General features: G+C 73.0%; 16 protein-coding genes and 1 tRNA gene. 9 read left to right on the top strand and 8 right to left on the bottom strand.

What is annotated here, in order from left to right; translation table 11 throughout:
- Nucleotides 1-634: 634 nt before the first annotated feature.
- Genes DEI99_RS13385 through DEI99_RS13375 form a run of 3 tightly spaced genes read right to left on the bottom strand, consistent with a single transcriptional unit; the run spans nt 635 to nt 3426 of the window.
- Nucleotides 635-949: a MoaD/ThiS family protein gene (locus DEI99_RS13385; protein WP_220037156.1), complete on the bottom strand. Its 315-nt coding sequence runs from the start codon at nt 947-949 to the stop codon at nt 635-637.
- A gap of 3 nt (nt 950-952) precedes the next feature.
- A complete protein-coding gene (gene moaA / locus DEI99_RS13380; protein WP_111041908.1) occupies nt 953-1981 on the bottom strand; it encodes a GTP 3',8-cyclase MoaA in 1029 nt (342 codons plus the stop codon).
- Nucleotides 1982-1986: 5 nt separating this feature from the next.
- Nucleotides 1987-3426 carry a glycosyltransferase 87 family protein gene (locus tag DEI99_RS13375; RefSeq protein WP_111041909.1) on the bottom strand — a complete coding sequence of 480 codons (1440 nt, stop codon included), beginning with the start codon at nt 3424-3426 and terminating at the stop codon, nt 1987-1989.
- A 54-nt stretch (nt 3427-3480) separates the two neighbouring features.
- On the opposite strand from DEI99_RS13375, the gene DEI99_RS13370 reads away from it, so the two are divergent.
- The 4 genes from DEI99_RS13370 (at nt 3481) to pheA (ending at nt 7180) form a co-directional block, all read left to right on the top strand.
- Entirely contained in the window at nt 3481-4896 is a 1416-nt protein-coding gene (locus tag DEI99_RS13370) for a molybdopterin-dependent oxidoreductase (protein WP_181434452.1), read from the top strand.
- A complete protein-coding gene (locus DEI99_RS13365) occupies nt 4893-5336 on the top strand; it encodes a hypothetical protein (RefSeq protein ID WP_111041910.1) in 444 nt (147 codons plus the stop codon). The genes DEI99_RS13370 and DEI99_RS13365 overlap by 4 nt, the downstream gene beginning before the upstream one ends.
- Nucleotides 5337-5364: 28 nt before the next feature.
- Nucleotides 5365-5910, top strand: coding sequence for a MarR family winged helix-turn-helix transcriptional regulator (locus tag DEI99_RS13360; protein WP_111041911.1), 546 nt, complete (start codon nt 5365-5367; stop codon nt 5908-5910).
- A 313-nt stretch (nt 5911-6223) separates the two neighbouring features.
- Nucleotides 6224-7180: a prephenate dehydratase gene (pheA, locus tag DEI99_RS13355; protein ID WP_111041912.1), complete on the top strand. Its 957-nt coding sequence runs from the start codon at nt 6224-6226 to the stop codon at nt 7178-7180.
- Between the two features lie 54 nt (nt 7181-7234).
- Here the strand turns inward: pheA and DEI99_RS13350 are convergent, their stop codons facing one another.
- The gene (locus DEI99_RS13350) at nt 7235-8305 is read right to left on the bottom strand and encodes a diacylglycerol/lipid kinase family protein (protein ID WP_083404794.1); all 1071 of its coding nucleotides are present in this window, start codon (nt 8303-8305) and stop codon (nt 7235-7237) included.
- Between the two features lie 86 nt (nt 8306-8391).
- Between DEI99_RS13350 and serS the strand changes: the two genes are divergently transcribed.
- The 3 genes from serS (at nt 8392) to DEI99_RS13335 (ending at nt 10696) form a co-directional block, all read left to right on the top strand.
- Nucleotides 8392-9660 carry a serine--tRNA ligase gene (gene serS / locus DEI99_RS13345; protein ID WP_071260594.1) on the top strand — a complete coding sequence of 423 codons (1269 nt, stop codon included), beginning with the start codon at nt 8392-8394 and terminating at the stop codon, nt 9658-9660.
- The gene (locus DEI99_RS13340; protein ID WP_111041913.1) at nt 9657-10520 is read left to right on the top strand and encodes an HAD family hydrolase; all 864 of its coding nucleotides are present in this window, start codon (nt 9657-9659) and stop codon (nt 10518-10520) included. The genes serS and DEI99_RS13340 overlap by 4 nt, the downstream gene beginning before the upstream one ends.
- Before the next feature lie 88 nt (nt 10521-10608).
- Nucleotides 10609-10696: transfer RNA gene (locus DEI99_RS13335), tRNA-Ser, on the top strand.
- Nucleotides 10697-10752: 56 nt separating this feature from the next.
- On the opposite strand, the gene DEI99_RS13330 is transcribed toward DEI99_RS13335, so the two are convergent.
- Entirely contained in the window at nt 10753-11715 is a 963-nt protein-coding gene (locus DEI99_RS13330; protein WP_111041914.1) for a helix-turn-helix domain-containing protein, read from the bottom strand.
- Nucleotides 11716-11748: 33 nt separating this feature from the next.
- Entirely contained in the window at nt 11749-12234 is a 486-nt protein-coding gene (locus DEI99_RS13325; protein ID WP_111041915.1) for a hypothetical protein, read from the bottom strand.
- 99 nt (nt 12235-12333) lie between these two features.
- Here DEI99_RS13325 and DEI99_RS13320 point away from each other — a divergent pair, with 99 nt between their 5' ends.
- Together DEI99_RS13320 and DEI99_RS13315 are read left to right on the top strand one after the other, a co-directional pair.
- Nucleotides 12334-12909, top strand: coding sequence for a GNAT family N-acetyltransferase (locus tag DEI99_RS13320; RefSeq protein ID WP_111041916.1), 576 nt, complete (start codon nt 12334-12336; stop codon nt 12907-12909).
- Nucleotides 12906-13469: a GrpB family protein gene (locus DEI99_RS13315; RefSeq protein ID WP_111041917.1), complete on the top strand. Its 564-nt coding sequence runs from the start codon at nt 12906-12908 to the stop codon at nt 13467-13469. The genes DEI99_RS13320 and DEI99_RS13315 overlap by 4 nt, the downstream gene beginning before the upstream one ends.
- A gap of 3 nt (nt 13470-13472) precedes the next feature.
- Here the strand turns inward: DEI99_RS13315 and DEI99_RS13310 are convergent, their stop codons facing one another.
- Nucleotides 13473-13871, bottom strand: a complete 399-nt coding sequence (locus DEI99_RS13310; RefSeq protein ID WP_111041918.1) for a hypothetical protein — start codon at nt 13869-13871, stop codon at nt 13473-13475.
- Nucleotides 13868-14122, bottom strand: a complete 255-nt coding sequence (locus tag DEI99_RS13305; RefSeq protein WP_111041919.1) for a hypothetical protein — start codon at nt 14120-14122, stop codon at nt 13868-13870. Before DEI99_RS13305 ends, DEI99_RS13310 begins: the two co-directional genes overlap by 4 nt.
- Nucleotides 14123-14139 lie beyond the last annotated feature (17 nt).

Below are 14139 nucleotides of genomic sequence, written 5' to 3'. Positions count from 1 at the left end.
CGATGGGTTGAAGCGCGCGGGGGTCATCGGCGGCGGGCTGCTCCGCGGGTGCGGGGGCTGGGTGCTGTTTCGCGCGTGGGAGGTCGTTCCGCGCGTGGGAGGTCGTTCCGCGCGTGGTGAGCAGGTTCGCGCCTAGGAGGGAGTTCTTTCCTGCCGACGACGCGCGAAACTGCTTCCCATTCCAGGCGCGATGGGTTGAAGCGTCGGGTACCGCGGCGCGCGCTGCTCGGCGCGTCGGACGTTCCGCGGGAGGGCCGTTCCGTTCCGACCCCCTTCGCTCGGAACCATCCACATCCCACGAGCGGCGCACTTCGGGACCGCCAGGGCTCCGTGACGGTCCTGGTTTCCGGAGACCGGATTCCACGAACCAGAACCGTCAGCAACCCGCGCCGGACGGCCCACCCGAGCCCCGAGCCCCGAGCCCCGAGCCCCGAGCCCCGAGCCCCGAGCCCCGGCCCCGACCAGGTCTCGTCCCCGTCCGCCCGCACAGCGACGACGGAGCTCCACCGCAGCACCGCCAGGCGTCCTGCGTGTGGGAAGACGTACTTCGTTCCTGCCGACCACGCGCGGAACTGCTTCCCACACCGGGAGCGAGGGGAAGGACCGCGCGGGACGGCGCGACAAGCCCCGCCCCTCACCCCCCGGCGAACGGGGGCATGACGTCCACGAGCGCGACGCCCTGCAGCGAGGTCGCACGGTCGCGGGTGGTGACGCCGTCGACCAGGTACGAGCACCGCTCCTGCAGCGCTGCCCAGCGCTCCGGGTCGGCGGCCTCGACCGCGTCGAGCGCCTCGCCGAGCGTCGTCGCCGACGCCGACGCCGACGCCGACGCCGACGCCGACGCCGACGCCGACGCCGACGCCGCTGCCGAGCCCGTCACCGCAGGAGCCTCGGCCGAATCCATCCCCACGGCGGCCCGGGCGGCGGCGAAGAACCGGATGGTGGTCACGTCTCAGCCGCCGATCGCGCTCATGCCGCGGGTCGGGTGCACGAGGTCGTCGGTGTCGTCGCCGTGGTCGCGCGGCTTCGCCCACATCGCCCGCTGCCAGAGCTCGGCGACCTCGTCGTCCGGGGCGCCGGAGCGCATCGGGCCGAGGACGTCGGTCTCCTCGTCGGAGAACAGGCAGCTCCGCACGTGGCCGTCGGCCGTCAGGCGGGTGCGGGTGCAGTCGGCGCAGAAGGACTCGGTGATGCTCGCGATGATGCCGACGGTGCCGAGCGGTGCGCCGGTGCCGGCGTCCTGCACCCGGTAGCGCTCGGCGGGGGCGCCGTCGCGGGGCGCCTCGTCGGGGGTGAGCACGAACGACGTGGCGAGCAGCGCGCGGATCTCGTCCGCGGTGATCATCTCGGTGCGGTCCCAGGCATGGTCGGGGTCGAGCGGCATCTGCTCGATGAAGCGGAGTTCGTAGCCGCGGTCCAGGCACCAGCGGAGCAGCTCGGGGGCGGCGTCGTCGTTGACCCCGCGGAGCAGCACCGCGTTCACCTTGATGTCGAGCCCGGCATCGTGGGCGGCCGACAGCCCGGCGATGACCTTGTCGAGGAAGGGGCGGCGGGTCACGGTCGTGAAGGTGTCGGGGTCGACGGTGTCGAGCGACACGTTCACCCGGCGGAGCCCGGCGGCGTACAGGGCCGCGGCCCGGTGGGCGAGGCCGATCGCGTTCGTGGTGAGGGACAGCTCCGGGGCGTCGGGCAGCGCGGCGCACCGGGCGATGACGTCGACCAGGTCGTGCCGGAGCATCGGCTCGCCCCCGGTGAACCGGACCTTGCGGACACCGAAGCGCGACGAGCCAATCCGGACGAGCCGCTCGATCTCGGCGGCGGTCATCAGGGCGTCGTCGGGGGCGAAGGGCAGCCCGGCGGCGGGCATGCAGTACGTGCAGCGCAGGTTGCAGCGCTCGGTCAGCGAGACCCGCAGGTCGATCGCACGCCGTCCGAAGCGGTCCACGAGCCCGGACGAGCCGAGCAGTCGCGCAGGAGCCATGAGCGTCAGCGTACGTGCTCCGGCGACCGGAACGTCAACCGCGCCCACCAGCGCTGCCAGTCCGTTCGGCTCGTGCGGACGAGCGTGACGGCGAGCACGACGGCGACGGCGGCGAGCAGCCACCACCGGTAGGCGTCGGTCGACGGCCACACGCCGCGCAGCGCGATCGCCAGGGCCACCGCCGACCACTCCCACCGGCCGGACAGCACGACGAAGGGGATGAGCAGCAGGGCGTACCAGGGGTACCGGGGAGTGACGGCGAGGAAGGTGACGCCGATGAGCAGGACCTCGCCGGACCACGGCCGGGACGGGTCGGACAGCCGCCACGCGACGAACGCGGCGGCGAGCACCAGCAACCCGACGACGACGGTGGCGGCGTCGCCGTGGAACACGAGCGAGACGAGGGCGAACCGCGACCCGTCCTCGTAGCCCTCCTCGCTCAGGTAACCCGGCAGGTAGCCGAGCACGGCGGGCCCGGTCGAGATGACGTAGGGGACGTAGAGCAACCCGAACACGGCGATGCCGACCGGGATCGCCCACCAGTGCCGCCACCGGCCGAGCAGCGGTGGGTAGACGAGCGCGGGGATGAGCTTCGTCGCGGTCGCCGCGCCCAGGGTGATCCCGCCCCAGATCGGCCGGCCGAACACGACGAGCACGGCGCCTGCCGTCGCGAGCGCCGCGCCGAGGGCGTCGACGTGCGAGTTCGTGACGGCCTCGGCGGCGACGAGGGGCGACCAGGCCCAGAGCGCGGCCCACCACGTCGGTCGGCCGGTGCGGCGGAGCACCGCGAGCAGGCCGAGGGTCACACCGAGCGAGAGCAGCAGCCCGGCGACCTGGAAGGGCATGTACTGCGCGGTGGCCGGCACGAACGCGCGGACCCCGGCGAACCACAGCTGCGCCATCGGCGGGTAGATCGTCGTCACGTCCGGCCGGTTGATCGCGACGCAGTGGCCGTCGGCGCCGTCGCCGAGTCCGCGGTAGCGCGGCTTCAGTGGTTCGCACGTGCCGTCGACCTTGTCCGGGAAGAGCCAGTCGGGTCGCAGGCCGGTCAGCGCGGTCGACTGGGGCGTGTGGGCGTACGGTGAGACACCGGCCTTCTGCACGATGCCGTCCCAGGCGTAGCGCGCCGAGTCGGTGCTCGTGTTCGGCGGGCCGGCGAGTGCTGCGACGCCGACCACCACGGCTCCGAGGACGACCACGGCGGTCGTCCACCGGGCCGGCACGAACCGCAGTGCGAGCACGGCGACCACGAACACCGTCCAAGCGATCAGCGTCCACGCTACGAATGAGGAACGATGGCCAGCCCGGAGGAACCCCAGATGCGTGATGCCGTAGGCGATCGCGCCCGCCAGGGCGACCACCGCGACGACGGCCACGACGGTGGCGACGAGGTCGGCCGGCCGGAGGGCGAGGGGCGGTCGGACGGCACGCTGTCGGTCGCTCATGGTCCGTCGAGGGTATCCGTCGTCGGCCGTGCCCTGTTCGACGCACGCGCCGCGTTGGCCTCGCCGAACCGGAACGCGCGTTCCGCGGTGGTGCTCGGCCGCCTGCTCGGCATCGCGTTCCTCGTCTGCTTCGGCACCGGCATCTACAGCCACCTGCTGCAGGAGCCGCTCGGCTGGATGCGGTTCCCGACCCGTCCGACGCAGCTCTACCAGTTCACCCAGGGTCTGCACATCACGACCGGCATCGCGATCATCCCGCTGCTGCTGGCGAAGCTCAACACGGTGATGCCCGCCCTGGTGCAGGTCCCACCGGTGCGCGGGGTGCTGCACCTGCTCGAGCGCGTGTCGATCGCCGTGCTCGTGTCGGCGTCGATCCTGCAGGTCGGGACCGGCCTGCTGAACACCTACCAGTGGTACCCGTGGCCGTTCCCGTTCCGCCAGGTGCACAACGCGATGGCCTACGTGATCATCGGGTCGCTCGTCGTCCACGTGGCCGCGAAGCTGCCGGTCATCGCCCGGTACTGGCGGAAGCGCGACTCCTACGACGAGCACGGCCGGTTCATCGCGGACCCCGCGTCCGGCAGTGAGCTGCTCCCTCCCGCTCAGGAGGCCCGGGTGCAGTCCGCCGCGCCGGCTCCGGCCGCGCCGACGGCCGGTCCCACCGCACGCGGCCTGACCGGACGGCTGTTCCGGTGGATCGACGGCACCGACGCCGCAGCCGCCGGCGGCGGCTCCCGTCCCACCGGGCGGCACGCGGTCCCGGAGGCCCGCGTGGGGTCCGAGGAACCGACCACCGACGGGCCGGAGGCCGACACGGCGGAGGCGAGCCGGGCCTCCCGGCCGGTGCCGGAGGTCGCACAGGGCCGACGTGAGCGGATCGCGCGTCGCGGGTTCTTCGCCGGCGTGACGGCCGCGGCCGTCGGCGTCGTCGCCCTGACGGCGGGGCAGTCGTCGAAGCTCGCCGAGCCGTTCAACGTGTTCGGCGCCCGCGGGCGGGGACTCGGCGCGAACGGCCTGCCGGTGAACCGCACGGCGCGTGCAGCGGGGGTGCTTGCGACCGCGACGGCCGCCGACTGGACGCTCACCGTCGTCGGACGGGACGTGACCCAGACCTTCGTGCGGGCCGAGCTCGTCGCGCTCGGCACGGCGCAGGCCGACCTGCCGATCTCGTGCGTGGAGGGGTGGAGCCAGATGGCGAGTTGGAAGGGCGTGCGGATGCGCGACCTGCTCCGCGCCGTGCAGGCGGAGCCCGGGTCGCACGTGCGGGTGACGAGCCTGGAACGCCACGGCGGGTACCGGATCATGGACATGGGGCCGGAGTACGCCGAGGACCCGACCACCCTGGTCGCCCTCGAGCTGAACGGGGCGACGCTCGACCTGGACCACGGGTTCCCGGCGCGGATCATCGCTCCCGGACGGCCCGGCGTGCTGCAGACCAAGTGGATCGAGAAGATCGAGGTGCTGCGATGAGGGCCGCGCGGACCGTGCTCGTCGTCGTCGGCGTGCTCGTGATGGCCTTCGGCGGGTACGTGCTCGTCACGTCCGTCTCCCCGCAGCGCATCGGCGGCCTGGCGACCTGGCTGCTCGGGGCCGTCATCCTGCACGACGCGATCCTGTCGCCGTTCGTCGTCGTGGCCGGGCTGCTGTTGCGCCGGGCCGGTCGGTCGCTCCGCGCCTGGGTGCTCGTCGTCGTGCAGGCGGCCATCGTGGCCGGCAGCGTGCTCGCGCTCGTGGTGCTGCCGGAGATCGCGGCGCAGCGGCACGGGCAGAAGAACCCCACGGTGCTGCCGTTCGACTACGGCACGCGGCTGCTGCTGGTCGAGGGAGCGCTGCTCCTGGTGGTCGTGGCGGTGCTCGTCGTCGGGGTGGTCCGGGCCCGGCGGGGGACGGTCGCACGGACCTCTGGTTGAAGCGACAACCTTTCGGTAGGATGCACCCATGACCGACGAGACCCCGTGGCTCACCCGCGAGCAGCTGCGCGCGTGGATGAAGCTCGTGGCCGTCATGGAGCTCCTGCCGGCGACGCTCGACCAGCAGCTGCAGCGCGACGCCGACCTGACGCACTTCGACTACATGGTCATCGCGATGCTCTCGGAGACGGACACCCGCACGCTGCGGATGTCCGCGCTGGCCTCGGCCACGAACGCCTCGCTGCCGCGGCTGTCCCACGTGGTGTCCCGGCTCGAGAAGCGCGGGCTCGTCGCACGCTGCCCGTCCACCTCGGACCGCCGGGCCACCGACGTGCGGCTGACCGACGACGGGTACGCCGCCATCGTCCGCGCGGCCCCGGACCACGTCCGGACCGCCCGCCGCGTGGTGATCGACGCGCTGACCGACGAACAGGTCGCGCAGCTCGACGGCATCGCGGTCGCGCTGCTCTCGCGGCTCGACCCCGAGGGACGGTTCGCCGCCCTGACCTACCCGCGTGGCGAGGACGACACCGCGATCTGCGAGGAACGGCTGACGGGCGCCGCGAGCGACTGAGCGCCTTGCCGGTGTTGCCGCCCGGGCCGCGCTGCCGGGTGCGCTGCGCTGCCGGCCGTCTGGTGGCGTGCCGTTGGGCGGGTGGTGCGTGCCGCTCGGCGGGTGGTGCGTGCCGCCGGCCAGGTGGTGCCGCGCGGCCGGCCGGTGGTGCCGCGCGGCCGGCCGGTGGTGCCGTGCGGCCGGCCGGTGGTGCCGTGCGGCCGGGCGGGTGGTGCCGTCTCGCCGGCCGGCCGGCCGGCCGGGTGGTGCCGCGCCGCCGGTCGGGCGGTGCCGTGCTGCCGGTCGGGTGGTGCCGTTGCAATAGGCTCGCGGCATGACCGACCCCGCCGCGCCGTCCGACACGTACTCCTACCTCGGACCGGCCGGCACCTTCACCGAGGCGGCCCTCAAGCTCGTCGAGGCGGCGGCCGGCAAGCCCTGGCGCAGCGTCAACAACGTCGGCGAGGCCCTCGACGACGTCGTGACCGGCCGCTCGGTCGGCGCGGTCATCGCGATCGAGAACAGCGTCGACGGCGGGGTGAGCGCCACCCAGGACGCCCTGGCCCGCATCCCCGGCGTGCGGATCACGGGGGAGTACCTGGTCCCCGTCGACTTCGTCCTCGTCGCCCGACCCGGCACCACGCTCGCCGACGTCCGCACCGTCAACGCCCACCCGGTGGCCTACGCGCAGACCCACCACTGGCTCGAGGCGAACCTGCCCGGCCACGGCCACATCCCGGCGTCGTCGAACGTCGCCGCCGCGACCGCGCTCCTCGACGCGCAGCCGACGGCGGACGCCGCGGTCGCCCCACCCGGCATCACCGAGCACCACGACGTCGTCGTGCTCGCGTCGTCGATCGGCGACAACGCGTCGGCCGTCACCCGCTTCGTGCTCGTGTCGAAGACCCTCGCCCTGCCGGAGCCGACCGGCGCCGACAAGACGAGCGTCATCGTCGAGCTGCCCGCCGACCACCCCGGCGCCCTGGTCGACATGCTCGAACAGTTCGCGACGCGGGGCATCAACATGGGCCTGCTGTCGTCACGGCCGATCGGCGACGAACTCGGCCGCTACCGCTTCAACATCGACCTGGACGGCCACGTCCGTGACGAACGCGTGGCCGACGCACTGCTCGGCCTGCGCCGTTTCAGCCCCCGGGTGACGTTCCTCGGGTCGTACCCCCGCGCCGACGGCGAACGACCCGAGGTGCCGGCCCGCTACTCGGACGCCGCGTTCGTCGAGGCGCGGGACTGGCTGCGCGGGATCGTGTCGGGCGAGCCCGACGCGGACTGACGCCGCCGGGTCAGTCCGTTCCCGGGGAGCCCGACGCGGACTGACGCCGCCGGCTCAGGGCACCTGACGCGAGCCGTGGCGGTCGTCCGCCGGGTCCGGCACGCGCACGGAGAGCCCCATCGGGTCGATGCGCGAGCGGAAGGCGATGACCTCGCCCACGGGGTCGCCGTCGATCTCGAACTCGTCGGGCCGCTCGAGCCGGGCGGTGAACTCCTGCCCGCGCAGGTAGCGCAGCGGCCGTTCCTCGCGTGACTTCGACACGATCCGCTGCCCGACGACGGTGTTGCTGAGCTTCGAGCGGCGGAACGCCCGCAGGATCCCGTTCTCGTAGAACACCCGGGCGCCGATCCGGACCCAGCCGAAGAAGCCGCGGGGTCGCATCACCGCGATGTCGAAGACCCCGTCGTCGATCTCGGCGTCCGGCAGCAGGATCGCACCGGCCTGCAGCATGCCGCAGTTGCCGACGATCAGGGAGTGCGCACGGAGCGAACGGTTGCCGTCGTCGTCCAGCTGGTAGCGGAACTCGAAGGCGTCTGCGTCGCGCACGGAGCGGAACAGCGAGTCGACGTAGGCGAGCCAGCCGACCTTCTTCTTCAGTTCGGGGCGGGTGTTCACGAGCATCCGAGCGTCGAGGCCCAGACCCGCCATCACCAGGAAGCCGTAGCGCTCGCGCTCGCCGCCGGGCCGCTCGATCCGGAGCATCCCGAAGTCGATCTTGCGGTCGTCGCCGTGGAAGATCGACCGGACGCTGGCGGTCAGGTCGTCGAGCGGCAGCTTCATGTTGCGCGCGAGCAGGTTGCCGGTGCCGCTCGGCAGCAGGGCGAGGGTCGAGCCGGACTCGTGCACGACCTCGGCGACCGCACGGACCGTGCCGTCACCACCCGCCGCCGCGATGACGTCGGCACCGGCCTCGACCGCGGCGCGGGCCATGCCGCCGCCCGGGTCCTCCTCCGACGTCTCGAACCACAGGGTCTCGGCCCAACCGGCCTGTTCCTGGTGTTCCTGGACCGTGCGCTTGAGGGTCGGCAGGTGGACCTTGACCGGGTTGTAGACCACCGCGGCCGTCCGCTGCTCGGTGGGGAGGGCGTCCTGATCCGCGGGCGCGGTCTCCGAAGGGGTCGACATACGTCCACGCTACCGATCCGCGCTGCGTGCCGTCCGCCCCGGGCGGAGAAGGGTCGCGTGCGGCCAGCCCTGTCTAGGATGGTGCGGTGATCGACCCACAGCTGCTCCGCGACAACCCGGACGTCATCAAGGCTTCACAGCAGGCACGTGGTGCCTCCGAGACCGTCGTGGACGAGGCCGTCGCCGCCGACTCCGCACGTCGCAGCGCGATCACCTCGTTCGAGTCGCTCCGCGCCGAGCAGAACGCCTTCGGCAAGACCGTCGCGAAGGCCCCGAAGGACGAGAAGGCCGCGCTCGTGCAGCAGGCCCAGGCCCTCGCCGGTCGGGTGAAGCAGGCACAGGCCACCGTCACCGAGGCCGAGGCGGCCTTCGACTCGGTCGTCCGCGGCATCCCGAACGTCGTCCTGCCCGGGGTCCCGGCCGGCGGCGAGGACGACTTCGTCACGCTGCGCACCGTCGGCACGAAGCCCGAGTTCGACTTCGAGCCGAAGGACCACGCCGACCTCGGCGAGCACCTCGGCATCATCGACATCCCGCGCGGCGTGAAGGTCTCCGGCTCGCGCTTCTACTTCCTGCGCGGCATGGGCGCCCGGCTCGAGATCGCGCTCATGTCGCTCGGTCTCGACCGTGCGGTCGCGGCCGGGTTCGAACCGCTCATCACCCCGACGCTCGTGCGCCCCGAGACGATGGCCGGCACCGGCTTCCTCGGCGAGCACGCCGCCGAGGTCTACCGCCTCGAGGCGGACGACCTCTACCTGACCGGCACGAGCGAGGTCGCCCTCGCCGGCTTCCACGCCGACGAGATCCTGTCCTTCGACGAGTCGACCGACGCCCACCGCTACGCCGGCTGGTCGACCTGCTACCGCCGCGAGGCAGGGTCCGCGGGCAAGGACAACCGTGGCATCCTGCGCGTCCACCAGTTCAACAAGCTCGAGATGTTCGCCTACGTCCACCCGGACCAGGCCGAGGCCGAGCACGAGAAGCTCGTCGCCCACCAGGAGCAGATGCTCCAGGACCTCGGGCTGCACTACCGCGTCATCGACGTGGCCGCGGGCGACCTCGGCACGAGCGCCGCGAAGAAGTACGACATCGAGGCCTGGGTGCCGACGCAGGGCACCTTCCGCGAGCTCACCTCGACGTCCAACTGCACGACGTTCCAGGCCCGCCGCCTCGACATCCGCTACCGCACGGAGAGCGGCAAGACCGCCCCCGTCGCGACGCTGAACGGCACGCTCGCCACCACCCGGTGGATCGTCGCGATCCTCGAGACCCACCAGCAGGCCGACGGCTCCGTCGTCGTGCCGGAGGTCCTGCGCCCCTACCTGGGCGGCGTCGAGGTGATCGAGCCCCGATGAGCACCCACGGACGGTTCGTCGACGGCACCTCGCAGGACGCGGGTGGCGCTGCGCCCGCCCGCACGAAGCGCTGGCTGGTCGCGCTCGACGTCGACGGCACCACCATGCGCGAGGACGGCGTCGTCACCGAGGCCGTGGTCGCCGCACTCCGCGACGCAGAGGCCGCCGGCCACGAGGTGATGCTCTCCACCGGGCGCAGCGAGGGCATGACCGTGCCCCTGCTCGACACGCTCGGCATCCGACCGAAGTACCTGGTGTGCGCGAACGGGGCGCTGACCCTGGCGCGCCGGCCCGACGGGTCCTACGAGCGCGTCCACGTCGAGCGGTTCGACCCCTCCGAGGTCCTGCGGACCATCCACGGCGCGCTCGAGAACGCCGCGTTCGGCGTCGAGGACGAGACCGGGCACTTCCTGCTCTCGGGCAACTTCCCCGACGACACCATGACGGTCGCCGGCGAGCACGTGCCCTTCGAACGGCTGCTCGGGGTGGAGGCCACACGCGTCGTCGTCATCTCGCCCGGGCACGACACCGAGGACTTCCTGCAGGTCGTCGAGCAGATGGGCCTGCACAAGGTCTCGTACTCGGTCGGCTGGACGTCGTGGCTCGACATCGCCCCCGAGGGCGTCACGAAGGCCACCGCGATGGAGCGCGTGCGCGAGTGGCTCGACATCCCGCGGTCCCGCGTCTTCGCCGCGGGTGACGGACGCAACGACATCGACATGCTGCGGTGGGCCTCGACCTCCGGTCGCGGCGTCGTCATGGGCCAGGCGCCCGACGACGTCGCCGACGCGGGCAACGAGCTCACCGGCGGCGTGACCGACGACGGCCTGGCAGCGGCGCTCGACTCCCTGCCGCGCTGATCCGCGAAGGCGCTGACGCGCAGCCGGACGGGAGGCCCGGGTAGACTTCCCGGGACGCGGTCACGTCTCGCCACGTGGTCGCGTCACTGGAGGGTTGTCCGAGCGGCCGATGGAGCCTGTCTTGAAAACAGGTGGGCAGAGATGTCTCGTGGGTTCGAATCCCACACCCTCCGCCATCGCCGGGTCGCGCCGTGGCCGTCAGGGCCGAGCGTGACTCTGCCTGCTCCGGGCCTCATGTGCGGAGCGTGGTGCTCGGGTTCTCGCCGAACTCCCGCAGGTAGTACCCGGCGAACCGGCCGAGGTGTCGGAAGCCCCAGCGCAGGGCGACCTCGGCGACGGTGACGCGGGTGGGGTCCGCCTGCTGCAGTTCGCTCCGGATGCCGCGGAGCCGTGCCTGCCGGATGAGGACCGTCGGTGCGGCGAGGTCCGCACGGTTGAGCGCCTCCTGCAGCCCGCGCAGGCTCAGTCCCGCGGCAGCCGCGACGTCGTGCGAGGTGATGGGGTCGCCGTTGCGGTCCGCGATGAACTGCAGGGCGCGACCCACGTTGCCGTGGTACTCCCCGAAGAGTCCCTCGTCCGTCTCGGCGAACGCGTCGAGGACGAGTCGGCCGATGCTCTGCGTCAACAAGCGTCGCCGCAGGGGGAGCAGTGTCGGGTCGAGCAGTTCGGGTGCTGCGGCGGCGAGCCGGCGTTGGAGCACGGCGAGCGGTTCGGCGTCCGGGTGCCGCTTGAAGCGCAGTGCGCGGGGCTCGGCGTTCCGGCGACTCGCGTCGAGGTCCCGGAGGTAGGTCGCATCGAAGTCGACGGCGTGCAGGACCGTGTCCGCGGGGGCCTCGAGGGTCAGGGCGCGGCCGGTCGGGTACATCGCGGCGGTGCCCGGGCGCAGGACCTGTTCGTGGTCGGTCCCGGCGTCGATGGCTGCCGTGCCGTGCTGGGCCCAGGTCAGCAGGTAGCGGCCCTCGGGCTCGATGCGCCCCCACCGGTCCGCCGTGAGCGTCGAACTGCGGAGCGTCATCGACGGGTCGCCGACCGCCCGGACCCGGTACGCGAACGGCCTGCCGGACGCGGTGAGCGACACGCGGCGTGCGTTGTGGAGGTGCTCGTAGAAGGCCGTCGCCTGGTCCACGTCGTGGCCGGAGGCTTCACGACGGACGGCGGGGTCCGTGTGTGCGTTCGAGCCGTCGGTGATGGCCATGTCGATGGCATCCTAGACCGAGGGCGAGCCGCCTCAGTGGTACTGTCGGCACCCCTCGCGACCGCGCGGCTCGAGGTCCGACCCGACGCGGACGAGTTCCCAGCACCGCGGGTCACCGGAACCACCGTCGATGCCGAAGGCGATCGTCATCTCGCCCTGCCTGCCGGTCGCGAACCCGCCCCCACCACAGTCGGGCGTCGGCGACGACAGGTGGAAGTTCTGGACGTCGACCTGCAGGTCCCAGGTCCCGGTGCAGCTGACCGTCGCGGGGGTGCCGGGGTCGACCGGGGCGCTCGTGTCACCGCGCGTGACCCAGGTGGGCATGTCGGTCATCTCGAAGGTCCCGTCCCCGTGCAGCGTCAGGCGGCTGGACGCGTGCGTCCACGTGCCGGCGAGGTCGGCCGGTCCCTGCGCGTTCGGGTAGCGGTCGAAGAGCCCCGCGCAGCCGGTCAGGGCGCACGCGGTCACCGCCAGCAGGACGGCGGTCGTGACGAACCTGCGACGTGGACGGAGGTGCATGGTAGAACGCTATCCGGCCCCGTCCGCGGGCGGCCGCGCCACGGCGCGACCGGTCCGCCGACGATCAGCCCAGACCCAGCCCGAACGGAGGCGACCGAGATGCCGCTGGACCACCGCGACCGCCCAGATCATGCGCCCTCCGATCCGGGCACCAGGCTGCGCCCGATCCGCGTCGAGGACGCAGCCGTCCTGGCGTCCGTCATCACGGCGAGTGCGGACCACCTGCGGCCCTGGGAGCCGGCGCGCTCACCGTCCTACTACACGGAGCGCGGGCAGCACGACGTGATCGTGCAGGCACTCGCTGCGGGGCGGGCGGGGACCGCGGTGCCGTTCGTCATCGAGTCCGGCGACGGGGAGCTGCTCGGCCGGATCACCCTGAGCGGAGTCACCCGGGGTGCGCTGCAGTCGTGCGCGCTCGGGTACTGGGTACGGGCCGACCGGACGAGGCAGGGGCACGCCACCCGCGCGGTCCGTGCGGCGGTCGACCACGCGTTCGACGTGCTCCGGCTCCACCGGGTGCAGGCCGAGACCCTGCCCGAGAACGTCGGCTCGCAGCGGGCACTGGCCGCGGCGGGCTTCACGCGGTACGGCTTCGCGCCCGAGTACATCAGGATCGACGGGGTCTGGCGGGACCACGTGATGTTCCAGGTCATCGCTCCGTCGGGGTCGCCGTGATCGAGGTCGTCGCGTACCGGGCGTCGTGGGCGGAGCGGTTCGCGGCGCTGCGGGACGCGTACGCCGCCGCACTCGACACGGCGGGTGCTCCGTTCCGGAGCATCGAGCACGTCGGCAGCACCGCCGTGCCGGGCCTGGCGGCGAAGCCGGTCGTCGACGTCGACGTCGTGGTGGACGCCGCCGACGTGCCCGCCGCCGTGGCCGCGCTCGCGACGATCGGGTTCGAGCCCCGCGGCGAGCTCGGGGTGCCGGGCCGACAGGCGTTCCGGACCCCCGAGCGCTTCGCGCCGAGCAACACGTACGTCGCCACCGCCGGCTCGCTCGCGCTGCGGAACCACCTGGCCGTCCGCGACGTCCTGCGGTCGGACGCGGTGCTGCGCGACGAGTACGCCGCGGTGAAGCGCCGTGCGGCCGGACGGGCGTCGGACATCGACGAGTACATCGCGATGAAGAGCGACGTGCTCGGTCGCGTCCTGCGTGCCGCCGGGCTGTCCGACGAGGACCGCGCTGCGATCGCCGCGACGAACCGCCGGATCACCGGACGCGGCGCCGGCGGCTGACGGTCACGGCAGGAACGGCTGCGGGTACGGCACCAGCAGGTCGCCGCCGGTCAGCGCGAGGAGGCCCGCCAGACCGACCAGCGAGGTCGCGACCAGGGCGACGAGCGCGAACCGGACCGCGGAGCGACGGTCGTGCCGGGCGACCCGGGCCGCCATCAGGAGCAGGAGCAGACCGAGCAGGTGTGCCCCGACGGCGACCGGCAGCCCGAGCGTCACCGCCCCCTCGTGCGGGTCCGAGAAGTCGTCGGCCGTGCTGCAGTTGTCGACGTCGGACGCGAGGTACAGGAACAGCCACGTCAGGAAGCCTGCGACGACGCCGGACCCGGCGGTCAGCCAGAACAGCACCGCCCAGCCCGTGGCGGTCCAGCCGGTGCCCCGCTCGGTGTGCTCGGTGGCCGTCACTGCTCGGACTCCTCCGACGCACCGTGCTCCGCCTCCCACTCGTCCTTGCGGGCGACCGCCTGGTCGAGCTGCCGGTTGCGGGCGGCTCGGTCGGCGAGGACCTGCCAGACGGACGCGGCGACGGCGAGCAGCGCGCACCCGACCCCCATGAGCATCCGCGAGAGGCGACCGTCGGCGGTCGCCAGCAGCCAGACCGCCAGGGCTGCGAACCCGAGGATCCAGAGGCGGAGGAGCGGACCGATGCTCTGCACACCGTCACCCTACGGCG

The organism is Curtobacterium sp. MCLR17_036 (assembly GCF_003234445.2).
Classification (GTDB): Bacteria; Actinomycetota; Actinomycetes; order Actinomycetales; family Microbacteriaceae; genus Curtobacterium.
This window is presented reverse-complemented; position numbering and strand designations above follow the sequence as displayed.